Source organism: Streptomyces sp. NBC_01460, assembly GCF_036227405.1.
In the GTDB taxonomy this organism is placed as follows: domain Bacteria; phylum Actinomycetota; class Actinomycetes; order Streptomycetales; family Streptomycetaceae; genus Streptomyces.
Window position 1 is genome coordinate 5,374,162 of the sequence record NZ_CP109473.1, and the last position, 21,599, is coordinate 5,395,760.

Here is a 21,599-nt window from a genome sequence, read left to right on the forward strand (position 1 = left end):
CCGATATTGGACCGGACCAATCGGCCGACCCAGTGTCCCGAACGACATGATGGGGTACTTTCGCGCCATGACACCCCGTCCGCTGCCGACGTCCCCGGCACCGCACAGAGTCGTGGCCCTGCTGAGGCCCCCGCAGGCGCCCTTCCCCCTGGCCTGCGCCACCGAGGTGTTCGGTGACCACGGCCCGGCGATCCCCGCCCGCTACGCGTTCGAGCTCTGCACCGAGCACCCCGGTCCGGTGCGTACCGGGGCCGGCTACGACATGGTGGTCACGACCGGCCTGGAGGCGCTGGAGCGCGCGGACACCGTGCTGGTGCCCGGCTGGCACCAGCCTCCCGGCACCGAGGCGCCGCCCGCCGTGGTCGCGGCGATCCGCGCGGCGCACCGGGGCGGCGCACGGGTCGTCGGCCTCTGTTCGGGTGCCTTCCTGCTCGCCGCCGCGGGCCTGCTGGACGGCCGCCGGGCCGCCACCCACTGGGCCAGGGCCGCCGAGCTCGCCACCCGGTTCCCGCAGGTCCGCGTCGATCCGGCGGTGCTCTACGTGGACCACGGAGATGTCGCCACCAGCGCCGGATCGGCGGCAGGTGTGGACCTCTGCCTGCACCTGGTGAGCTCCGACCAGGGCGCGGCGTACGCCATGCGGGTCGCCCGGCAGCTGGTGATGCCGCCGCACCGCGAGGGCTGCCAGCTGCAGTACGCCGAACTGCCCACCTCCGGGCCGGTCGCCGACTCGCTCGCCCCTCTGCTGGAGTGGCTGTCCGGGCGTCTGGACCAGCCGGTGAGCGTCGCGGAGATGGCGGTCCGTTCGCAGGTGTCCGCCCGTACGCTGACGCGCCGCTTCTCCGAGCAGCTCGGCATCAGTCCCGGACGCTGGCTGCTGGACCGGCGGATCGCCGCCACCCGGGCGCTCCTGGAGGAGACCGACCTGTCCGTGGAGACCATCGCGGGCCGGGTGGGGCTCTCCTCGGCCGTCAACCTGCGGCGGCGCTTCCACGAGGCCCTCCGTACGACACCGGCCGCCTACCGGCGCGCCTTCAGGGCGGAACGGGCCGGGTAGGCCACGCGGGAGAGCCCCAGCGGTGTTCGCGAGGGGTGCTCCAGGTGGACGTCGCCGCGCTCACAGGGTGATGGGACCGATCTCGGCAGCGGTCCGGGCCAGGGCTCGGAGGGCCGGGTTGTCGGCGGTGGTGCGCCAGGTGAGGGCCCATTCGAGGGTGGGGGCGCCGTCGAGCGGCAGGAAGACGATGCCGGGCGGTCTGTTGTAGCGGGCGGCGATCTCGCCCAGCACGTGGACGCACTGCCCGGAGGCGACCAGGGTCAGGATCTCGTGGAAGGTGCGCGCGGCGGGGCCGCGGGGGATGCGCCGGCCGAGCGGGGTGCGGTGCGGGACCATGGAGGCGACCCAGTACTCGGGGGCATCGGGGCCGAGATCGACGACCTGGTTGTCGCCGAGGTCCTCCAGGGACGCGGAGCCGCGCCCGGCGAGCGGATGGTCCGACGACACGGCCAGTACGCGGCCCCCGGTGAGCACGGTGGGGCCGACGGTGAGGTCCGGTTCGGCGACGGGCAGCCACAGCACGTGCGCGTCGTGCTCCCCGGCGCGCAGGGCGGTGAACGCGTCGTGGCCGTTGATCTCGCCGAACTGGATGTCGCTGCCGGGGTGGCGGGCGGTGAACGCGTCTACGAGCGGCCGCAGTTCGTGTCCGGCGTGGCCGAAGACGCCCAGCCGCAGGGTCCGGCCCGCGTTCTGGCCCGCTGCCTGGGCGCGGGCGAGTCCTGCGTGGAGGAGGTCGACGGCCTGCTGGAGGTCCTCGCGCAGGCGCCGTCCGACCGGGGTCAGGGCCACGCGGCGGCTGGTGCGGTCGAACAGGGCCACGCCCAGGCGCCGTTCCTGCTTGCTGATCGCCTGGCTGACGCGGGCCTGGGACACGTGGAGACGTTCCGCTGTGCGGCCGAAGTGCAGCTCCTCGGCCAGCGTCAGGAAGATGTCGATGTCCCGGAGCTCCATGGATAACCCCCATGTTATGGACAGCCCCACGGACTCTCCCTTGTTCTGCCCCTGACCTGCATCGATGCTGGATCCATCACCCACCGGGCAGGCGGACGACGCCGTGTCGACGCATCGATGAGGCAGGGAACCCGATGAGCACTATGCAGGCCGTCGCCGATCGCGTCGAGATCGAGGCGCTGCGCGCCGAGGTCACCGACGCGGTGATGATGCGTGATTTCGACCGCGTCGCCTCGCTGTTCACGTCCGACGGCGCCCTGCGATGGCCGCACATCGACAAGGAGTTCGTCGGACGTGAGGAGATCCGCGCGGGGATCGAGTGGGGCCAGGGGCTGTGGGAGTTCTTCGTGCAGAACGTCCACCCCGGCGTGGTCCGGCTCGACGGTGACACCGCGACCGGGCGGGTGTACATCGAGGAGTTCGGGCGGATGCACGACGGCGGCTCGCACCTGAACCACGCGCTGTACCACGACCGCTACCGGCGCACGTCCGACGGCTGGAAGTTCAGTGAACGCGTCTACGAGGTCAGGTACCTCGACTCCGCCGCGCTCACGGGGGCGCCGCCACGGCCCCTGGGACATGGGCACGCCTGACGGAGTCCGGCGGTCCGCCCCCCTTCCCCGTCGGCGTCCCTTCGCGGGCCGGGGCGGGCGGGGGTGCGCCCCGCACCCCGACCCACTTCGCACGAGACCACGAGACCACGAGACCACGAGACCACGAGACCTAAGAGATCTACGAGACCGGGAGTCCCACCCATGAATCTCACCCTCTGGATCGCCGCCGGACTGCTGGGCGCGGTCGCCCTGGCCGGTGGCGTCAGCAAGACCTTCATCCCCAAGGCGAGACTGGCCGCCCAGCACGGCGGGGAGTGGACGCAGAGCGCGAGCCCCGGCTTCATCAAGACCCTGGGGATCCTCGAGATCCTGGCCGCGGCCGGCCTGATCCTGCCCGCCGTGCTCGACATCGCGCCGGTCATGGTGCCGGTGACGGCCGTCTGCTGGGTGGCCCTCATGGTCGGGGCGATGATCACCCACGGCCGCCTCGGCCAGTACGGTCTGGTGTTGCTGAACTCCGTGTACCTCGCCCTGGCCGTGTTCATCGCCTGGGGCCGTTTCGGTCCCTGGCCCTTCGGTGGCTGACCGACGGTTCCTGCGCTTCAGAGCAGCCGCTTGCGGCCCCAGAGGATGACGAACGCGCCGACGGCCGCGGCGACGGCGAGCATGATGCCGGCTCCGAGCCACTGCATCGACTGCATCTGGGAGACGGGGAGATAGTCGATGGACCAGCCGATGACGTGCTGCGACTCCAGGCACGCGGTGTGCGCCCGGTCGTCCTCCACCTGATCGAGACAGGTGGTCCAGTCCAGGCGGTCTCCGGAGCTGGTGAGGAAGTAGGTGCCCTGCCCCTGCTGCTCCGCCTCGGCGGGCAGTTCCGGCTGTACCGCGCCGGGCCCGACGCCCTTGTCGGTGCTGACCGACATGACGTGCCCCAGGCTCCGCCAGAGTTCGTCCCGGACGAACCCGATCGCCACGACGATGCCGAGTGTGACCACCATCGACACCAGCGTGCGGCGCAGGAGCAGGCCGACCGCCACGCCCACGGTGAACGTGAGCAGGGCGTAGGCGACGGGCGTGACGCCCGTGACACCGAAGAAGGCCGTCCAGATGAGGCCGCTGGACAGCCCCTTGACCGGGTGCCACCACCAGGTGAGGACGCCGGTGAGGACGCCGGCCGACAGGGCGAGCATCACGGCGGGAACGGCGAGTTTCACGGTGAGCCACCGCAGCCGGCTGACGGACTGCGAGGTGACCAGCTTGGCGGTGCCGGTCTCCAGGTCGCCCGCGACGAGCGGAGCCCCGAGGAAGACACCGGCCAGCACGGGGATGTAGCTGAGGTAGCTCCCGATGTCGAACAGGGGGTCGGTGTACGCCTCGAACTCGGGCGGCAGGCCGCCGGACCTGCGCGAGGTCGGGTCCTGGGTCGCCAGGTAGTCCATCATCTGCCCGCGCAGGTGGACCATGACGATCACCCCGACGACGGTGGCGCCGAGGAGCGTCCAGAACGCGGCGCGGTGCTGGCGCCAGACGAGCCAGACCGGACCGCCGAGCCGGGGGATCCAGCGGCTCCGTGCGGGTCCGGCGGGCGTCGTACGGGCCGGGTCGTGAGTGAGTGCGGTCATGCCGTCACAGCCTTCGTACGGTCGCGGGCGATGATGTCCTGGATGTCGCCGACCCGTGCGCTCGGGGCGATCAGCGGAGGCGCGTCGGGTGACCGCAGATAGGCGAGCAGAAGCTCCTCCAGGGTCGGGGTCTCGGCTGCGCCCCCGCTGTACGCGACCGGTCCGCCGAGGCGTACCAGGACGCCCGGCCGGCCCTCGCCGCGGCGGGACTCGATGACCCGGTGCGGGGCGACGACGGGGAAGGGGTCGCCCCCCGGGACGTCGATCAGGGCGTGTGCGGCGCGCAGTTCGTCCACCTCGCCCGCGAGGCGCAGCCCGCCGTTCGCGATGACGAGGAGGTAGTCGCAGATGAACTCCAGCTCGGCGAGCATGTGCGAGGACACCAGCACCGTCGTGCCGTGCTCGGCGGCCTCCGTCGTCAGGGTGGCCATGAGCTCGCGGCGGACCAGCGGGTCCAGGTCGGCCATCGGTTCGTCGAGGATGAGCAGATCGGGGCGCTTCCCGAAGGCCAGGGCGAAGGCGACCCGGGTGCGCTGACCGCCGGACAGGGTTCCGACCTTCGCCTTCAGGGGCACCTGGCCCGCGCCGACGATGCCCTCGGCGACCTCCTGGTCCCAGCGGGGGTTGAACTCGGCTCCGAGCCGCAGGGTCTCCGCCACGGTGAAGCGCCGGAACAGTGGCTTCTCCTGGGTCAGGAACGCGGTCCGCAGGACGGCCTCCGTCGACCCGGGCGCCGCGCCGAACACCCGCAGGGCACCGGTCGTCGGCCGGGTCATGTTCGTGGCCAGGCCCATCAGGGTGCTCTTGCCGGCGCCGTTGGGACCGACGAGGCCACACACCCGCCCGGCCGGCAGCCGGAAGGAGACGTCCTGCAGCGCCCAGCCGCGCCGGTACTTCCTGCCGAGACCGTGGGCCTCGATCGCCGACTCTCCCGCGGGCGGGCGTGCGCACCCCGTTCCGCTTCCGTGGTGCGACTCCGCGTGCTTCATCTGGGGCTCCTGTGCGTGTGGGGAGGGGTGGCCCTTGCGTGTGGGGAACGGGCCGGGCATGCGTGCGGGCGACCACCGGGTCGGGACATCGCGGTCGGGACATCGCTCACACCCGAGGCCGCGCGGCTGCCGTCGAGGCCGGGTGCGCGACGCGGTGAGCGGCGGGCGGGCGGCCGCGATCATGGCATCCTCCTTGTGTGATGAACGGCGAACGCCGCCCGGTGAGGACCACTCTTCTCGGCCGCGCCCCGCGGCGGATCGGGCGAAAGACAGATCCTGAGCGGCCGACTCCGACTTTCGGCCGGTCGGCGGGAGGACGGTGAGAGGGATGCCGAAGGCGGCGGACGCGGTGGCCACGGCCGTACGGAGGATCGGACGCCCGCCACTCCTGCCCGTCACGGTCCGGCTGCTGACGGCAGGGGCCCTGAGCGTCCTCGTCGTGATGGACTGGGTGGGCGGCGACTTCTACCGGATCGGGGACGGCTCCGCGCTGGGGCCCGCCAAGCTGGGCGGCGCCCTGCTGGCCATCGCTCTCGTCGTCGCTTCGCCCCGGCTCGGCAGCCGGGCGCTGCCGGCAGTCGGCTGCACGCTGGCGGTCGTGTCGCTGTGCCTCTCGGCGGTGCTGCACCTGGAGATGTCGATCGGCGCGCAGGCGCTGGGATACGCCGAACCGGCGGCTCTGGTGTGTCTCCTGCTGGCCGTCGCCCGGCGGGGGAAGTGGTCGTGGGCGGCGGTGGCCGTTCCCCTGCTCTACCTGGCGATCGTGCTGCGACCGGTGTCGGTCCAGGTGAAGCAGTCCACGACCATCTTCGCGCTGATCTACGCCCTGGCGGCGCTCGCGGTGCTGAGCGCCGGCCTCGGGATGCGTCTGCTCCTGGTGGACCGGCGGCGCCAGGCGGCGGCTCTCAAACTGGAGCAGCGCACGGAGTTCGCCAGGGACCTGCACGACTTCGTCGCCCACCACGTGACCGGCATCGTCGTCCAGGCACAGGGGGCCCACGCGATCGCGGACCGGCGGCCCGAACTGGTGCCGCCCGCGCTGCAGCGGATCGAACAGGCGGGCTCGGAGGCGCTGACCTCCATGCGGCACATGGTGGGGATGCTCCGGGACGCCGACGGGGAGGTGGCACTGACACCGCTGGCAGGCATCGGCGAAATGCGTTCGCTGGTCGAGGAGTTCTCGGCCGTCGGCGGGGCACGGGCACGGCTCGACCTGGAGGGGACCTTCGACGACCTGCCGGTGGAGGTGACCACCACCGCCCACCGGGTGGTGATGGAGGCCCTCACCAACGTACGCAAGCACGCCCACGGATGCACCGAGGTACGGGTCCGCGTGGACCGTTCGGGAGACCGGCTCACCGTACGGGTCGGCGACGACGGACGGCCGCGCCATGTCTCCCCGAGCGGTTTCGGGCTGAAGGGCCTGGCCGAGCGGGTGGGCCTGGTCGGCGGAAGCGTCCAGGCGGGCCCGGTGGCCGCAGGTGGCTGGGCCGTGGAGGCGACGCTCCCGGTGGCGACGGCGGGGGCGGCGGTCTCATGACGATCCGGGTGCTGATCGCCGACGACCAGGCCATGGTCCGTGCGGGGTTCGCGATGATCCTCGCCGCGGAGGACGACATCGACGTCGTCGCCGAGGCCGCGGACGGGGTGTACGCCGTGGAACTCGCCGAGCGCCACCGTCCCGACGTGGTGCTGATGGACATCCGCATGCCCCGTATGGACGGGCTGGAGGCGCTCCGCAGACTGACGCGCCCCGGTACCGTGAATCCGCCGAAGGTCGTCGTGGTCACGACGTTCGACGACGACGAGTACGTCCAGCGCGCGCTGGGCGAGGGAGCCTCCGGCTTCCTGATCAAGGACTCCGGCCCGGCCCTGCTCGTCGAGGCGATCCGAGCGGCGGCCTCCGGCGAAGCACTGGTGAGCCCGGCCATCACCGTCCGGCTGCTGCGGCGCCTCAACAACGCCGTGCCCGCCCCGCGGGAGCCGCACACCGCGCTCTCCGCGCGGGAGACGGACCTGGTGCGGCTCGTGGCCAGGGGGCTGACGAACGCGGAGATCGCCGCCGAACTCACCATCACGGTGGGCACGGTGAAGACACATCTCGCCAACGTGCAGACCAAGCTCTCCGCCCGCAACCGTGTGGAGATCGCTGCCTGGGCCTGGGAATCGGGCCTGATCGACGGACGAGGGTGAGGCCGGCCTCTCCGCCGTGCGCCGGGCGGACAGGCCGACCCAAGTGCCCTTCACGGGAGTCCCGTTGACACGTACTGACGCTGTCTCTAGCGTGTCATCCCGGTATTACATCGATGTAATCGAGTAGTGGCGCCCCCCACCGACGAGCACCTCCCGCCCTAAGGAGCCGCCCGTGCGCGCAGCCCGGATCCCCCTGCCCACCCCCGTCCGCGGCCTCTCCCCGAGCCGCGGCAGTGCCGTGCGCCGCGCAGCCGTGGCGGTGGCCGTGCTCATCGCCGTCCTGTCGGGCCTGCTGACGGCGTCACCGGCCGCGGTGGCGGGCGCCACCGCTCCGACACCCCGAGCGGCAGCCGCAGCGGGGACGTTCCGTAATCCGCTGAACACCGGGCCCGACCCGTTCATGACGCACTGGAACGGGTCCTACTACCTGGCCACCACGCAGGGCGACAGCGTCCGCATGTGGCGCTCGTCCTCGCTGGGCACCCTGCTCGCGGCCGACCCGGTCACCGTGTGGACCGACTCCGACCCCTCCCGCAACCGCAACATCTGGGCCCCGGAGTTCTACCGCTTCGGGGACCGCTGGTACCTGTACTACACCGCCGACGACGGGGTCGACGACCACCACCGTCTGTACGTGCTGGAGTCGGAACGCGACGACCCGGCCGGTCCGTACCACTTCAAGGCGAAGCTCACCCCGCCCAACCACGCGAACGACTTCGCCATCGACGCCGGCATCCTGCAGCACAACGGCCGCCTCTACCTGGCCTACAGCGGTATCAACCCGTATCAGCACAACGGGCTCAACATCGCCCCGATGTCGAATCCCTACACCGTGTCGGGCGACGCGGTCGCCATCGACGCGGCGGGCGGCTGTCCCGAGGTCCGGGAGGGGCCGGAGTTCCTCTACCGCAACGGCCGTACGTGGATGACCTACTCCACCTGTGACACGGGGAAACCCGACTACCAGATCTGGATGATGTCGCTGCCCGCCACCGCCGATCCGCTGGTACCCGGCAACTGGACCCAGCACCCCGGCCCGGTCTTCTCCCGTGCCGACGACCGCGGCGTGTACGGCCCGGGCCACCACGCGTTCTTCCGTTCGCCCGACGGCACCGAGGACTGGATCGTCCACCACGCCAAGACGACCTCCGCCCTCACCTACTCCAACCGCACCACCCGCGCCCAGCGGTTCACCTGGAAGGCCGACGGCAGCCCCGACTTCGGTCGTCCGTACGCGCTCGGCGCCACCCAGGACCTGCCGTCGGGCGACCCCGGGTCCGGCACCTACTGGATCAACGACGACGGCCGCTCCAGCGGTGCCGGGACCGTCTCGTACACCGGCGCATGGAACTCGGGCAGCGGCTGCGCCACCCAGTGTTTCTGGGGTGACGACCACTGGAACGAGCGGGCGGGCGACACCGCGACCTTCACCTTCGACGGAACCCGCATCGCCCTGCTGTCCGTCCGTGACACCGGGAACGGCATCGCCGCCCTGAGCATCGACGGCGGTCCGGAGCAGCGCGTCGACCTCTACGGATCCATCCGCACGGGCGAGACGCTCCAGTACCTCAGTCCCCGGCTGCCCCGAGGCCGGCACACGCTGCGCGTCCGGGTCACCGGAGAGCACGGCACACAGTCGGGTGCCTCCTTCGTGAGCGTGGACCGCGCGGAGGTCTACACGGACTGAGGCGGTCCGGGGAGGGCGGAGGCCGTCAACTGCCGTGGCGCACCCGGGTGTCGAGGAAGCGCAGGAGCGCCTCGTTGAAGGCCGTGGGCTGCTCGACGCCGGGGAGGTGTCCCGCCCGCTCGATGACGACGAGGTCGGCGGACGGGACCAGGCCGTGCATGGCCTTCGCGTCGCTGACCGGGGTGTAGTCGTCATCGGCGCCGACCACGAGGAGGACCGGCCCGGAGGCCGAGGCGAGCGTGTCACGGTAGTCGGGCCTCAGCGCCCGTCCGCGCAGCGCGGCCGCGGCGCCCTCCGGGGCGGTGCCGCGCATCATCGCCAGGACGTGCGCGGCCACGTCCGGGAGGGCCGTGACGTTGTACGGGGCGATCATCCTGCCGATCACCTCGTCCGCGTACCCGCCCATGCCCTCCGCGAGGAGCCGGTCGGCGAGTGCGGCGCGGAAGGCCTTGCCCTCCTCGGTCTCGGCGACCGGGGAGGTGTCGGAGAGGACGAGCCCGCGCACCCGCTCCGGACGGGTCCGCAGGAACTCCATGGCGATCTGTCCGCCCATGGAGACCCCGCCGATGACGACGTCCTGGAGGCCGAGGGTGTCGAGGAGCGCGGCGATGTCGTCGGCGAAGTCGGAGAGCAGGCAGGTCCCCGGCACGACCTCGCTGCTGCCGTAGCCGCGGAGGTCGGGCGTCACGACCCGGTATCCGGCTGCCGTCAGCGCCGCGGCCTGGGGAGCCCACAGGGTGTGGTCGAACGGATGGCCGTGCACGAGCACCACGGGGGTGCCGTCGGCGGGGCCCTGGTCGTCGTAACGGATGGACACGCCGTTGACCGCTGTCTTGATCACGCAGGGCAATGTAGCGCCGGGGACCGTGTGGGGTGACGAGGTTTTCGGGATTCCGCCCAGGGATCCGGCCGCTGTGGTCTCAGGAACTGCCCACGGCCAGCTCCGAACCCGTCAGCCGCACCCGGATGCCGTCCTCCCCGACGCGGACGTCACGCAGGCGGACGTCCCCGTGCTCGGGCTCCGGCAGCTCGAAGGCCAGGGAGAGCCGGTCGGCGAGAACCGGGCGCGTGAGCCGGGACAGGCCGTCGAGGAGGTCGGGGTCGAGGCCCAGGTCGCTGAGGACCTCCGGGTTGTCCTCGGCCAGGTCGATGAGGTTGAGGCTCTGGGCCTCGCGGGCGAAGCGCGGGGACCCGGTCAGCTTCGTGAGCGCGCCGTCGTCGCTCAGGCCCTCGCGGACGGTCGCCTCCGGCACTCCCAGCCGCTGCACGATCGCCGGGACCGACAGCAGCGCCTTCGCCTTGCGGGTCTCCCGGGCGAGATCGGCGGATGCCTTCGGTGTCAGGTGCAGGCCGTCCGAGGCGCGGGAGCCGGGGCGGTAGGTCGCCAGGTCCCCGATGTCCAGGCGCATGCCGCCGATCTCCGTGGCGATGCCCCGCTCGGCCTGCCGCCGGATCGTGGCCTCGGCGTGCACCCGCAGGTCGTGCCCGGCGACCGGCAGGGTGCCCCGGGCCTCGACCCGGTCGCTGCCGTCACCGCTGAAGGTCACCTGGGAGGCGCCGAGTTCGCGGTTGAGGTCGTCGAAGGACAGCAGGACGTCGCCGTCGAGGCGGGAGACGTCGGCGCCGCGCACCGACGTGAGGCCGTCGGCGTTCAGCCGGATGTCGTGGGCCGTGGCCGACACCTTCGCCAGCGACACCCGGTCGGCCGCCACGTCGGGCACGGTCACCTGTACCGAGTCCAGCTTCTTGTCCGCGAGTTGGGTCAGGAAGGGAAAACCGCCGATCTCCACCTCGGGGGCGGCGTTCAGGTCCAGCTGACTCTTGAGGGTGTCGGCCGCCTTCCGCTCGGCGAACAGCACGGCCCAGCGGTCGGCCAGGGCGACGAAGGCGGTGAGGACGACCAGACCCACCACCGCCTTCGCGGCGACCGGCAGGGCCGCGAAGCGGCGGCGGCGGCGACCGCCGCGGCGGTCCACGCGCGGGGGCCGTTCCCGCTCCCGCCAGGCCCTCCGCGGGGCGGCGCCTTCGCCGGCGGACTCGCCGGGGAACCCGGCCGGAGGCGCGTCGGCGAGCGCTCCGAGCTCCTCGTAGGGGTTGCGGGCGGTTGTGGAGCGGCCGTGGGGGTGGTGACGCGGGTCCATGGGGTGCGGGGTGTGCATCACCTCATCCGAACACGACGACCGTCCCTGCTCGCAACCCGAACCAGCAGTAAGCGACCTAACTCACGATCAGTCCTCAGCTCGTTCCCGTCCGGGCCGTCAGTTCGCTCACCCCCGTCGGCTTCTCCGCGTCCGCCGAGCGCACCGTCAGCCGGACGTGGCGGGCCGTGTCCCCGGCGCGGAACGGCCGCCAGGTGCGGCCGTCCAGGGACGTCTCCAGGGTGTGGGAGGCCGGGGCGACGTCCGTCCAGCGTGGGGTGAGCGAGGCGATCCGGGTGACGTGCCGCAGGGCGACCGTCAGCGTGCCCGTCGCGCCGTCCGGTGACCAGGACGTCGCCGGGCTCCCGTCCACCGCCGCCTCGGCGTACAGGCCGGGGGCCTCGGAGGTGGCCGTCGCGGGGCGGCAGCGGGCCGCGTCGGACGTCGGGGTGAGGTCGGGGCGGCGGGTGGGGAGCGTGAGGGCGGAGGCGAGGCGGCGTGGGCCGGCCGGGGTGTGGACGGTGAAGGGCGCGCCGTCCGTCAGCCGGACCGTGGTCGTGCGGGGGCCGACGGCGACGTCGTAGGTGCTGCCCCGGTAATGCAGTCCCGTCAGCTCCACGCCCTCGCGGAGCTGCGGCGGCAGGAGCGGGTCGAGGCGTACGCCGTCCTCGCGCAGCCGGAGCCCCGTCAGGCCGTGGGTGAAGACCTGGAGGAAGCCGCCCTTGCCGGTGAGGAAGTCCTCGGCGGGGAATCCGGAGAGCGGGTCCTCGGCGCCGGACTTCTCGCCCCGGGCCTCGGAGAAGAGGTGGTAGGGACCGCGGACGAACGGGCGCACCGCGCGCCGGAGATACGTGTACGTGGCGCAGCCCGGCCCGCCGATCGCGGCGGCGGCGGTCGCGTGCACCGAGTCGGTCATCGCGGGGCCGTCCGGGTCGGTGCGGGCCGCGTAGTAGTCGAGCGTCGCGGCGGCGGCACCCTCTTCCATCGGCCACTCCAGCGGGTGGATGAGCAGCACGGTGTCCGCCTGCTTGATGGTCGAGCCGTTGTACCCGGCGTACTGGAGGAAGATCTTCCGCTCGGCGTCGTACGGGATGCGCAGGCCGTCCGCGACCCGGGTCCACCCGGCGGGCGCCGGGTGGCCGAGGAGCTCCGCGGCGCGGATGGCGTGGCGCAGGGCGGTGGCGGCGACCGCGTTGGTGAAGACGCCGTCGGTGACACCGTTGCTGTACTCGTCCGGGCCCGCGACGTTCTTCACCGACCAGCTGCCGTCGGGGTTCGCCGTGGCGCGCGACTGCCAGAAGTCGGCGATGCCCTTGAGGAGCGGCCAGCCCCGGCCGGCCAGCCAGGCGCGGTCCCCGGTGGCCAGGTAGTACTGCCAGACGGCCAGTGCGACATCGCCCTGGAGGTGGTTCTGGGTCAGGCAGTGGGGCGGGTCCCAGCTCTGGCACTCGGCGTCCAGATCGCCCCTGCTCGCGCTGGTCCAGGCGTAGAACAGCCCCTCGTACCCCAGCTTCCGGGCGTTCGCGCGGGCGGCGGCCCGGGTGCGGTAGCGGTACTCGACGACCGTGCGGGCCAGTTCGGGGCGGGTGGCCAGCAGCGCCGGATACATCCAGGTCTCGGCGTCCCAGAACACCATGCCCGCGTAGTTGTCGCTGGTGAGCCCGGCCGGGGCGATGCTGTCCGAGGAGCCCGGCCGGGTGTTGGCGAGCAGCCCGTACCGGGCGGCCCGCAGCCAGGCCTGGAGGTCGGGGCCGCCCGGCGTCCTGACGTCGGACGCCCAGGCCCCACGCCAGGCCGCCGCGTTGGCGGAGAGGACTCCCGGCCAGCCGCGCCGTGCCGCGCGCCCGGCGGCGGCCTCGGCGGAGGCGCGCGGGGTGCGGGAGGTGAGCGCGGTGTCGACACCGACGAACTTCTCGAAGGTGTACGAGCGTCCCGCCCGCACCCCGACCGTGCGGGCGTCGACGGTGCCCCGCTGGGCGATCGCCCCCTCCGTGCCCGTGCCGAGCGTGGTGAACGTGCCGTCGCCGGCCACCGCGACCCGCCGTGCCCCGCGTCCGTCCAGCCGGCCCGTGACGGTCGCCGTGCCGCTCCAGCGCGGGGTCATCCGCAGGCGTACGGCGCCGGTGTGCACGTCGGAGCGGTCGGCCAGGACCTCGTACGACAGGTCCGTCGCGCGGCCGTCCGCCGTGGTCCAGCGCAGGGAGGTGACCACGACGCCGCAGCGCAGGTGGAGGGTCTGCCGGTAGTGCGAGATCCGGCCGGCGGGGGTGGCGGAGCCGTACGTCTCGGAGCCGACGCGCACGTCGAGCGTGGTCCAGGACGGCAGCGCGGCGATCACCTCGCGGCCCTCGGCGAGGCCCTCGTCACGGGCGTACAGCCCGGAGACGAAGGCCCCGTCGTACCGTGGGGTGTAGAGGGGCCAGCCCGTGCTCCCGCCCGTGGCGGCGTAACCGGCGCCGGTGGCGGGCACGCGGTGGCCCAGGTACCCGTTGCCGACATAGGGGTCGTATCCTCCGGCCTCGCCGAAGGTGGTGGACGTCGGCGCCCAGGAGGCGTCGGTGGTCGTCCCGGGCTCCCCGCACACGGGAGCGGGGGCAGGACCGGCGGCGTACGAGAGCGGGGGCGGAGGGGCGATGAGCGTGCCCACGATCAGGGGCGCGATGAGGGAGATGCGCGTGAGGCTCACCCCCCGAAGGTAGGGAAGCCCGCGCCGCCGGTGCGGTACCGGCGCGCGGGACGAGCGGACCGGTCCAGGCCGGGGTCAGGAGGACGGCATGTCGTACCCGGAACCTGTGTACACCGACGGTGCGGGCGAGATCAGCGCGCAGTACCGCCCGGCGGACACCACCCCGAATCTGCTGACGCGCTCCGGCGGCAGCACCCACTACCTGGCCACCTCGGAGTCGACGCACGGCGCGTTCGGCCTCTACCGGATCGACATGGCACCCAGGGCGGGCGGCCCGGCCGAGCACTTCCACCGGTCGATCTCGGAGTCGTTCTTCATCCTCGGCGGGACGGTCCGGATCCACGACGGCGAGCGGTGGGCCGACACCGTGCCGGGCGACTTCGTGTACGTGCCCCAGGGCGGCCTGCACGCCTTCCGCAACGACTCCGGGGAACCCGCCTCGATGCTGCTGCTCTTCACCCCGGGGGCGCCCCGCGAGGAGTACTTCGAGAAGGTGGGCCAGGTCTCCGACTGGCCGGAGAAGGAGCGGGCGGAGTTCTTCTTCCGGCACGACACGTACTGGACGGACTGACCGCCCCGCGGCCGACTGACCGCCCCGCGGTCGACTTACCGCCCCGCGGTCGACTTACCGCCCCGCGGTCGCCGGAGCCCGAAGGGCCGTCCCGCCGCACTCAGACGGCGAGGCCCGTCTTGAGGCCGGCCCCGCAGAGCGGGACGACCACGCTCCGCTCCGTCTCGCCGCCCACGGCCGCCCAGCAGGCGACCCCGGTCGTCTCGACGAAGAGACCCCGTGCGGCGAGATCCCTCTGCGCCGTGCGGATCTGGTCCTCCGTCACCGTGAGGAAGGTGCCGCCCGACTCCCGGACGGCCGCCAGGATCTGCCGCGCGCGCGGCGGGCGGGGGATGGCGATCCCCTCGGCGAGCGTGGGCGCCGCCTGCTCCGGGGCACCGGACAGCTCCTCGGCCCCCGCCCGGAACGCGGCGGCCAGCGGGGACACGGCCTCGGCCTGTACGGCGATCAGCGCGGGGCGGCGGTCGATCAGCCCGTGGGCGAGGAGCTCCGAGGTGGCGAGCGCCGCACCCAGGAGCAGGGTGCCGTTGCCGACGGGGACGGCGATGGCGTCGGGCAGGGTGCAGCCCAGGTCCTCCCAGATCTCGTAGACGTACGTCTTCGTGCCGTGCAGGAAGTACGGGTTGAAGACGTGCGAGGCGTAGAAGGTGCCGGGAGCCCCTGCGGCGGCGCGGGCGGCCCGGGCCGTGGCCTCGCGGCCGCCCGGCACGGTCTCCAGTCGGGCGCCGTGGGCGCGGATCTGCTCGGTCTTCTTGGGCGAGGTCCCCTCGGGGACGTACACCGTGCACGCCAGCCCTGCCCGGGCGCAGTACGCGGCGACGGCCGTCCCCGCGTTGCCGCTGCTGTCCGCGACGACCCGGTCCGGGGACAGTCTGCGGGCCAGTTCGGCCAGCATCACGGCGCCGCGGTCCTTGAAGGAGAGTGTGGGCATCAGGAAGTCGAGCTTGGCCGAGACCCGGTCCGTGAGCGGTACGAGCGGGGTCCGCCCCTCGCCGAGGGAGACGGCCGGCCCGGCGAGGGGGAGAGCCTCCTCGTAGCGCCACAGTGAATTGACGCGGCTGTTCAGGGCGTCGGGACGGACCGGTCGCAGGGCGGTGGTGTCGAGGTCCCAGGGGCCCCCGCAGACCGGGCAGCACCAAGCCGTCGTGGTGGGTGCGGCCCGCTCCCCGTCCCGGGGACAGAGGTAGGCCGCCGTGGGCACCGGTGCATCGGACATGGGGCGAATGTAGGGCGCCGGCACGCATCGGATCCAGCACCGGTGGGGCCGCGCGGAGTCCCGCGCGGCCCCACCGGGAGTCAGCGCCGGCCCAGACCCCGGTCGACCGCGGTCATCAGCTCGCCGTCCTCCGTGTCGCCGTCCAGGGACCAGAACATCGCCCCGCCGAGCCCGCGCTCGCGGATGTACGAGGTCTTGGCGCGCAGCACCTGCGGGTCGTCGTACGTCCACAGGGTCGTGCCGTCGAACAGCCAGGCATGGCCGTTGCGGGTGTCCCGGTGCACGGTGTACTGCCCCGAATCGGCCAGCTTCCTCAGCGCCTTGTAGTCCTCGTAGCCGGCGGCGTACGTGGCCGGCGCGGGCGCCGTCGCCGGCTGTCCGAGCCCGTCGCCGCCGCCGGTGACACCGGTCCAGCCCTGGCCGTAGAACGGCATGCCCATCACGAGCTTGCGGGCCGGCGCGCCGCGCCTGATCCAGTCACGGACCGTCTGGTCGACGCTGAAGTCGCCCTTGGCGTACAGCGCCGACTGCTGGGCGGTCGACTTCTCGCCGGAGACGTGGAAGTCGTAGCCCTGGAGGTTGACGAAGTCGAAGTCCCGCATGATGCGCGGCACGTCGAAGCCCGCGTCGATCTTGGCGGGGGCCGTGGGGACGAAGGCGGACAGCTCGTAGTGTTTCGCCCTGCCCTTCCGGCCGCTCTTCGCGTAGGCGTCGAGCTGGGTGCGGAACTCGTGGACCAGGGCCGTGAAGTTCTTCTTGTCCTCGGGGCGGTACACCGTGTCCGTGTCGCCGGCCGAGCCCGGCCACTCCCAGTCGAGGTCGATGCCGTCGAAGAGGCCGGCCGCCGATCCGTCACCTCCGCGCGCGCCGTCCACCGGCAGGTTGCCCTTGATGTACAGGTCGATGCAGGAGGAGACGAGGGCCTTGCGGGAGGCGGCGGTGCGGGCCGCGTCCGAGAAGTGGGTGGACCAGCTCCAGCCGCCCAGGGAGATCATCACCTTGAGCCCGGGGTGCGCGGCCTTGAGCTCGCGCAGCTGGTTGAAGTTGCCCGCGAGCGCCTGCGTGTCGGTGTCGGCGACGCCGTCGACCGATCCCGCGGCGTCCAGCGGACGGGCGTAGTCCGCCCAGGCGTCCGCCTCGCCGGGCACGTTGCCCGTGAAGCAGCGGCCCTCGGCGCTGACGTTGCCGAACGCGTAGTTGATGTGGGTGAGTTTTCCGGCGGTGCCGCTGGTCTCCAGGTCCTTGACCTGGAAGTCGCGCCCGTAGACGCCCCATTGGGTGAAGTAGCCGACGGTGCGGTACGCGCGGTCGTGGTGGCCCGGCCCGCGGTCGTGGCCGGCCGGACCGGCCGTGGCGGCGGGGGCGAGGCCGGCGAGCAGGGTGAGGGCGCAGGCGGCGGTGGTCAGACCGGTCAGGGTTCTTCGGCGCATGGGGCTCGTTCCTGTGCGTGGTCCTGGACGGGTTCCGGGTGCTGGTTCCGCGCTGGTCGCGGGGGAGTTGTCCGTGTGCTGGAAGGCGTTCGGGAGCCGTGCTGTGCACAGGAAGGTATTGGTCTGGACCAAAAATGGTCAAGGGTTCGCGGGTCATCCGCGCATACCTGGGTCAGGTATGCGCAGGTGGGCGGGGAATCATCACTTCGAGTGAAACTCTGGCCCGTGCTTGCGGTACTCAACCCACGGTTGCGACGCTGTTGCTGTCTGTCAACCTGTTGGGAGTGGCCTGTGCCTTTCGGTGAGCAGCCCGCCTATCTGCGCGTGGCGAGCGATCTCAGGGAGAAGATCGTCAATGGCGCGCTGCCGCCTCATACCCGCCTGCCGTCGCAGGCCCGTATCCGTGAGGAGTACGGGGTCTCGGACACCGTGGCGCTGGAGGCGCGCAAGGTGCTGATGGCCGAGGGCCTCGTCGAGGGCCGGTCGGGCTCGGGCACCTACGTGCGCGCGCGCCCCGTCCCGCGCCGCATCGCCCGCTCCGGTTACCGGCCGGGGGCGGGGGCCAGCCCGTTCCGTCAGGAGCAGACGGCGGAAGGGGTGCGGGGCACCTGGGAGTCCCGCAGCGAGCAGGAGGGGGCGAGCGCCGAGATCGCCGAGCGGCTCGGGATCGAGCCGGGCGACCGGGTGATGCGCACGAGGTACGTCTTCCGGGAGGCGGGCGAGGCGATGATGCTGTCCACGTCCTGGGAGCCCCTGGCCGTCACGGGGCGCACCCCGGTGATGCTTCCGGAGGAAGGTCCCCTCGGCGGCTGCGGCGTGGTCGACCGCATGGCGGCGATCGACGTCGTCGTGGACAACGTCGCGGAGGAGGTCGGCGCGCGTCCGGGGCTGGCGGAGGAACTCCTGGCGCTCGGAGGCGTGCCGGGGCACGTGGTGATGGTGATCGGGCGGACGTACTACGCGTCGGGGCGCGCGGTCGAGACGGCCGATGTGGTCGTCCCCGCCGACCGCTACCGGATTGCCTACCATCTGCCAGTCAAGTGACGGCTGGGGCGGCTGTGGTGACAGGTGGGGCGGTCGCCGTGACCGCTGGGGGCGACGGACTGTCCGCCGCGCGTGATCCGGAGTTAACACCCCCGCGCCCCCCGTAACCGGCGGGCAACCGTCCGCCGTCACGGCTTGTCATGTCCAAGTCTTAGCTTCCCGTGGGTCACCGCACACCGGACCGACGAACGGGAAGCCATCGATGACGGACATCGCAACGCCCACGACGGGCGAGGCACCGCTGCCGGAGCCGCAGGACGGCCCCGGGGCGCCCCGGCGCAGCTACGCCAAGCTCGCGGCCGACGAGAGCCGCGAGGACTACTCGCTCCGCTACGCGCCGCACTCCTTCCGGCGCTGGTCACCCTCGATGGTCGCGGGGACCGCGCTCGGCGGCATCGCGTATCTGGCCGACTTCGCGATCGGTGCGTCGATCGTCTTCACCTATGGATTCACCAGTGGGTTCGCCTCGATCCTGGCCGCCGCGGCGATCATCTTCCTCACGGGCATCCCGATCGCCCGCGCCTGTGCGAAGTACGGCCTGGACATGGACCTGGTCACCCGCGGGGCGGGCTTCGGATACTTCGGCTCGACCCTGACCTCGCTGATCTACGCGTCCTTCACCTTCATCTTCTTCGCCCTCGAAGGCTCGATCATGGCGCAGGCCATGCACCAGGCCGTCGGGCTCCCCGTCGAGCTCGGCTATCTGGTCACCACGCTGATCGTCATCCCGATCGTGTTCCGGGGTATGGGCGCGCTGGCCAAGGTGCAGGCCTGGACCCAGCCGGTCTGGATCATCGGCATGGTGCTGCCCTTCGTGGTGCTCGCCGTCGAAGCGCCGGACTCCTGGGGCGCGTTCGGCTCCTTCACGGGCACCGAGGGGGCGAGCCCGGGCTTCTCCTGGATCGCCTTCGGGCTCGGTACGGGGGTCGCGCTCTCGCTCATCGCCCAGATCGGCGAACAGGCCGACTACCTGCGCTTCATGCCCGCCAAGACCGAGGCCAACAGGCGCCGGTGGAACCTCGCCGTCCTCGCCGCGGGCCCCGGCTGGGTCATCATCGGTGCCGCGAAGCAGATCGGGGGCGCCTTCCTCGCCTTCGTCGCGCTGGAGGCGGTCGGCAAGACGCACGCCCTGGAGCCGATCGCCCCGCAGATCGAGGCGCTGAAGCCGTGGCTCGGTTCCTTCGCCCTCCCGGCCGCGGCCCTCTTCGTGATCGTCTCCCAGATCAAGATCAATGTGACCAACGCCTACAGCGGCTCGCTGTCCTGGTCGAACTTCTTCTCCCGGATCACGCACAAGCACCCGGGCCGGGTCTGGTACATCTTCCTCAACCTCGTCATCGCGCTGACGTTGATGGAGATGAACATGTTCGCGGCCCTCAACAAGCTGCTGGGCTTCTACTCGAACGTGGGCATCGCCTGGATCGCGGCCGTCGCCGCGGACCTGGTCATCAACAAACGGATCGGGCTGAGCCCCCGTTACATCGAGTTCAAGCGCGCCTACCTCTACGCCGTCAACCCGGCCGGCTTCGGTGCCATGGTGATCGCGTCGACCGTCTCGATCCTCGCCTTCTTCGGGCTCTTCGGCCGGTACGCCGAGGCCTTCTCCACCTTCATCGCGGCCGGACTGTCCCTGGTCCTCTGCCCGTTGATCGCCTGGCTGACGAAGGGGAAGTACTACCTGGCCCGGCCGAACCCGGTGAACGGCCCGGACGTCGAGATCGCCGACATCACCGCCACCCACACCTGCGCGGTGTGCGAGACCGCCTACGAACTGCCGGACATCGCGGACTGCCCGGTGCAGTCCGGCCCGATCTGCTCCCTGTGCTGCTCGCTGGACGCGGAGTGCGGGGACGTCTGCCGTGCGGCACCGGCGGCAGGCCCGGTGATGATGCCGATGCCGACCGTGCGGACCCCGGCCGGCTGAACGACCCCGGCCGACTGGACGAGAGGGGGCGCACTCGGGAGAGTGCGCCCCCTTTGGTATGGCCGGATGCGTGTCTCTTTGTGTAAACCCGCATCCGTTGAGTGAAGGTCAGGCGTACGCTCGGGCATATGCGTACTGCGGTTTCCTGGGGATCCTTAGAGACGTGCACGCCAGTGGGGAGAGGGGCGAGATGCTGGGGAGGGACGCCATGACGGACAGCGGTGCCGTGCTCGCCTGGCTGGTGATCAGACAGGACGACAACGGCAACAGGTACCGCGTCGGCCGTTATGCGACGCAGGACGAGGCGCAGAAGATCGCGGACGGCCTCGACCGGCACGGACACAAGCAGCTGTACTGGGTGGAGCGAACGAGCCGGAGCGCGCACCCGTAGCGGTTGAAGATCCACCGGCTACGCTCCGGCACATGAGTGATTCCGTGGTGGTGGCCGGAGCCGTCTGCGACGGCGGGCGGCTCCTGGCCGCCCGCCGCAGCGCCCCGCCGGAACTGGCAGGGCGCTGGGAGCTGCCGGGCGGCAAGCAGGAGCCGGGGGAGAGCGGCGAGCAGGCGCTCGTGCGGGAGCTCCGGGAGGAGCTCGGCGTGGAGACGGAGCCGCTGGAGCGCATCCCGGGGGAGTGGCCGCTGAAACCCGGCTACGTGCTCCAGGTCTGGACGGTCCGGCTGCTGTCCGGCGAGCCCGCGCCCCTGGAGGACCACGACGAGCTGCGCTGGCTCGCCCCGGACGAGACGGGCGACGTCGACTGGCTCGACCAGGACCGCCCCGCCGTGGCCGAGGCGGTGCGCCGCCTGCGGGAGACGCCGCGAGGCTGAGGAGCCCGCGTCGAGGGCGCGTCGGTGGTGGCGGAGGTGAGGCCGTGCGCCCCCCAGGCCTGGCCGGGAGGGGCGGCGCATCAGCTTCCCCGTACCGCTTCGGCCGAGGACGTGCACCCGTACGCACCATGCGTCGCGGTGCGCGATAAGTTGCGACGTTTATCGGGTATGTGCCGGTTAGGCCCTTTTGAACAGGGCGCGCCCTTGCTGCCGGCCCTGGGAAGTGATCGGCGTGACCGATACCGACGGCGACCGTGCCGAGTGGAGCTTTCCGGCGGTGCCGGGCTCCGTGCGCGGCGCCAGGCACGCGGTCCGTGACGCATTGCACTCCTGGGGGTACGACGCCGCGGTGGGCGACCTCGCCGTCCTGCTCGTCAGCGAGCTGGTGACCAACTCCCTGCGCTACGCCTCGGGCCCCATCGGTGTCCGGCTGGTGCGGCCGCACCCCGACGGTGACGCGCCCGGACGGGGGGCCGACGGTCACGGTCTGCTGGTGGAAGTCTCCGATCCGGTTCCGGAACCGCCCACCGAACGCAGTGCCGGACCCGAGGACGAGGGAGGGCGCGGACTGCAGCTCGTGGCTTGTTCCGCACGCCGCTGGGGAACCCGGCGCGGAAAGAGCGGCAAGACCGTGTGGTTCGAGCTCGCTCTGCCTGGTTAGGAGTGGGGAGGGACGCACAGCGATCACCGGAGGTCGGGCAGAACC

Annotated in this window: 20 protein-coding genes; 12 read left to right on the forward strand and 8 right to left on the reverse strand. The window is 72.1% G+C overall.

Annotated elements, in window-relative coordinates:
* Positions 1 to 67: 67 nt before the first annotated feature.
* A complete protein-coding gene (locus OG488_RS24380; protein WP_329232443.1) occupies positions 68 to 1,057 on the forward strand; it encodes a GlxA family transcriptional regulator in 990 nt (329 codons plus the stop codon).
* 60 nt (positions 1,058 to 1,117) lie between these two features.
* Here OG488_RS24380 and OG488_RS24385 read toward each other — a convergent pair whose 3' ends face one another.
* A complete protein-coding gene (locus OG488_RS24385) occupies positions 1,118 to 2,008 on the reverse strand; it encodes a LysR family transcriptional regulator (protein ID WP_329232445.1) in 891 nt (296 codons plus the stop codon).
* Between the two features lie 134 nt (positions 2,009 to 2,142).
* Here OG488_RS24385 and OG488_RS24390 point away from each other — a divergent pair, with 134 nt between their 5' ends.
* Together OG488_RS24390 and OG488_RS24395 are read left to right on the forward strand one after the other, a co-directional pair.
* Complete coding sequence (locus OG488_RS24390) at positions 2,143 to 2,601, forward strand: nuclear transport factor 2 family protein (protein ID WP_329232448.1); 459 nt, start codon at positions 2,143 to 2,145, stop codon at positions 2,599 to 2,601.
* 162 nt (positions 2,602 to 2,763) lie between these two features.
* Positions 2,764 to 3,147 carry a DoxX family protein gene (locus tag OG488_RS24395; protein WP_329232450.1) on the forward strand — a complete coding sequence of 128 codons (384 nt, stop codon included), beginning with the start codon at positions 2,764 to 2,766 and terminating at the stop codon, positions 3,145 to 3,147.
* A gap of 17 nt (positions 3,148 to 3,164) precedes the next feature.
* On the opposite strand, the gene OG488_RS24400 is transcribed toward OG488_RS24395, so the two are convergent.
* Positions 3,165 to 4,187: an ABC transporter permease gene (locus tag OG488_RS24400; protein WP_329232452.1), complete on the reverse strand. Its 1,023-nt coding sequence runs from the start codon at positions 4,185 to 4,187 to the stop codon at positions 3,165 to 3,167.
* Entirely contained in the window at positions 4,184 to 5,176 is a 993-nt protein-coding gene (locus OG488_RS24405; RefSeq protein ID WP_329232454.1) for an ABC transporter ATP-binding protein, read from the reverse strand. Before OG488_RS24405 ends, OG488_RS24400 begins: the two co-directional genes overlap by 4 nt.
* 328 nt (positions 5,177 to 5,504) lie before the next feature.
* On the opposite strand from OG488_RS24405, the gene OG488_RS24410 reads away from it, so the two are divergent.
* The 3 genes from OG488_RS24410 to OG488_RS24420 all read left to right on the forward strand — a co-directional run bounded on the left by OG488_RS24410 (position 5,505) and on the right by OG488_RS24420 (position 9,056).
* Positions 5,505 to 6,716, forward strand: coding sequence for a sensor histidine kinase (locus OG488_RS24410; RefSeq protein WP_329232456.1), 1,212 nt, complete (start codon positions 5,505 to 5,507; stop codon positions 6,714 to 6,716).
* Positions 6,713 to 7,369: a response regulator transcription factor gene (locus OG488_RS24415; RefSeq protein WP_329232458.1), complete on the forward strand. Its 657-nt coding sequence runs from the start codon at positions 6,713 to 6,715 to the stop codon at positions 7,367 to 7,369. The genes OG488_RS24410 and OG488_RS24415 overlap by 4 nt, the downstream gene beginning before the upstream one ends.
* Positions 7,370 to 7,607: 238 nt before the next feature.
* Positions 7,608 to 9,056, forward strand: coding sequence for a family 43 glycosylhydrolase (locus OG488_RS24420; protein ID WP_443074282.1), 1,449 nt, complete (start codon positions 7,608 to 7,610; stop codon positions 9,054 to 9,056).
* 25 nt (positions 9,057 to 9,081) lie between these two features.
* Here the strand turns inward: OG488_RS24420 and OG488_RS24425 are convergent, their stop codons facing one another.
* From OG488_RS24425 to OG488_RS24435, 3 genes are all read right to left on the reverse strand, one after another.
* Entirely contained in the window at positions 9,082 to 9,897 is an 816-nt protein-coding gene (locus tag OG488_RS24425; RefSeq protein ID WP_329232460.1) for an alpha/beta fold hydrolase, read from the reverse strand.
* Positions 9,898 to 9,976: 79 nt separating this feature from the next.
* Entirely contained in the window at positions 9,977 to 11,215 is a 1,239-nt protein-coding gene (locus tag OG488_RS24430; RefSeq protein ID WP_329232462.1) for an LmeA family phospholipid-binding protein, read from the reverse strand.
* A gap of 76 nt (positions 11,216 to 11,291) precedes the next feature.
* Positions 11,292 to 13,880, reverse strand: coding sequence for a glycosyl hydrolase family 65 protein (locus OG488_RS24435; RefSeq protein ID WP_329232463.1), 2,589 nt, complete (start codon positions 13,878 to 13,880; stop codon positions 11,292 to 11,294).
* 88 nt (positions 13,881 to 13,968) lie between these two features.
* Between OG488_RS24435 and OG488_RS24440 the strand changes: the two genes are divergently transcribed.
* Positions 13,969 to 14,451, forward strand: coding sequence for a cupin domain-containing protein (locus OG488_RS24440; RefSeq protein ID WP_329232465.1), 483 nt, complete (start codon positions 13,969 to 13,971; stop codon positions 14,449 to 14,451).
* A gap of 100 nt (positions 14,452 to 14,551) precedes the next feature.
* On the opposite strand, the gene OG488_RS24445 is transcribed toward OG488_RS24440, so the two are convergent.
* Complete coding sequence (locus OG488_RS24445; protein WP_329232466.1) at positions 14,552 to 15,667, reverse strand: threonine synthase; 1,116 nt, start codon at positions 15,665 to 15,667, stop codon at positions 14,552 to 14,554.
* Positions 15,668 to 15,747: 80 nt separating this feature from the next.
* Positions 15,748 to 17,097, reverse strand: coding sequence for a glycoside hydrolase family 18 protein (locus OG488_RS24450; protein WP_329232468.1), 1,350 nt, complete (start codon positions 17,095 to 17,097; stop codon positions 15,748 to 15,750).
* Between the two features lie 291 nt (positions 17,098 to 17,388).
* On the opposite strand from OG488_RS24450, the gene OG488_RS24455 reads away from it, so the two are divergent.
* The 5 genes from OG488_RS24455 to OG488_RS24475 all read left to right on the forward strand — a co-directional run bounded on the left by OG488_RS24455 (position 17,389) and on the right by OG488_RS24475 (position 21,554).
* Entirely contained in the window at positions 17,389 to 18,141 is a 753-nt protein-coding gene (locus tag OG488_RS24455) for a GntR family transcriptional regulator (protein ID WP_329232470.1), read from the forward strand.
* A 202-nt stretch (positions 18,142 to 18,343) separates the two neighbouring features.
* Entirely contained in the window at positions 18,344 to 20,065 is a 1,722-nt protein-coding gene (locus tag OG488_RS24460) for a purine-cytosine permease family protein (protein WP_329232472.1), read from the forward strand.
* Between the two features lie 208 nt (positions 20,066 to 20,273).
* Positions 20,274 to 20,456: an SPOR domain-containing protein gene (locus OG488_RS24465; RefSeq protein WP_329232474.1), complete on the forward strand. Its 183-nt coding sequence runs from the start codon at positions 20,274 to 20,276 to the stop codon at positions 20,454 to 20,456.
* Positions 20,457 to 20,488: 32 nt separating this feature from the next.
* A complete protein-coding gene (locus OG488_RS24470; RefSeq protein WP_329232475.1) occupies positions 20,489 to 20,893 on the forward strand; it encodes a (deoxy)nucleoside triphosphate pyrophosphohydrolase in 405 nt (134 codons plus the stop codon).
* Positions 20,894 to 21,116: 223 nt separating this feature from the next.
* Positions 21,117 to 21,554, forward strand: coding sequence for an ATP-binding protein (locus OG488_RS24475; RefSeq protein WP_329232477.1), 438 nt, complete (start codon positions 21,117 to 21,119; stop codon positions 21,552 to 21,554).
* The last annotated feature ends 45 nt before the right edge of the window (positions 21,555 to 21,599 follow it).

Bases quoted from the DNA above. Each gene is read 5' to 3' on its own strand.
- OG488_RS24380 (WP_329232443.1), top strand. From the start codon at position 68: ATGACACCCCGTCCGCTGCCGACGTCCCCGGCACCGCACAGAGTCGTG.
- OG488_RS24385 (WP_329232445.1), bottom strand. From the start codon at position 2,008: ATGGAGCTCCGGGACATCGACATCTTCCTGACGCTGGCCGAGGAGCTG.
- OG488_RS24390 (WP_329232448.1), top strand. From the start codon at position 2,143: ATGAGCACTATGCAGGCCGTCGCCGATCGCGTCGAGATCGAGGCGCTG.
- OG488_RS24395 (WP_329232450.1), top strand. From the start codon at position 2,764: ATGAATCTCACCCTCTGGATCGCCGCCGGACTGCTGGGCGCGGTCGCC.
- OG488_RS24400 (WP_329232452.1), bottom strand. From the start codon at position 4,187: ATGACCGCACTCACTCACGACCCGGCCCGTACGACGCCCGCCGGACCC.
- OG488_RS24405 (WP_329232454.1), bottom strand. From the start codon at position 5,176: ATGAAGCACGCGGAGTCGCACCACGGAAGCGGAACGGGGTGCGCACGC.
- OG488_RS24410 (WP_329232456.1), top strand. From the start codon at position 5,505: ATGCCGAAGGCGGCGGACGCGGTGGCCACGGCCGTACGGAGGATCGGA.
- OG488_RS24415 (WP_329232458.1), top strand. From the start codon at position 6,713: ATGACGATCCGGGTGCTGATCGCCGACGACCAGGCCATGGTCCGTGCG.
- OG488_RS24430 (WP_329232462.1), bottom strand. From the start codon at position 11,215: ATGCACACCCCGCACCCCATGGACCCGCGTCACCACCCCCACGGCCGC.
- OG488_RS24440 (WP_329232465.1), top strand. From the start codon at position 13,969: ATGTCGTACCCGGAACCTGTGTACACCGACGGTGCGGGCGAGATCAGC.
- OG488_RS24445 (WP_329232466.1), bottom strand. From the start codon at position 15,667: ATGTCCGATGCACCGGTGCCCACGGCGGCCTACCTCTGTCCCCGGGAC.
- OG488_RS24450 (WP_329232468.1), bottom strand. From the start codon at position 17,097: ATGCGCCGAAGAACCCTGACCGGTCTGACCACCGCCGCCTGCGCCCTC.
- OG488_RS24460 (WP_329232472.1), top strand. From the start codon at position 18,344: ATGACGGACATCGCAACGCCCACGACGGGCGAGGCACCGCTGCCGGAG.
- OG488_RS24465 (WP_329232474.1), top strand. From the start codon at position 20,274: ATGACGGACAGCGGTGCCGTGCTCGCCTGGCTGGTGATCAGACAGGAC.
- OG488_RS24470 (WP_329232475.1), top strand. From the start codon at position 20,489: ATGAGTGATTCCGTGGTGGTGGCCGGAGCCGTCTGCGACGGCGGGCGG.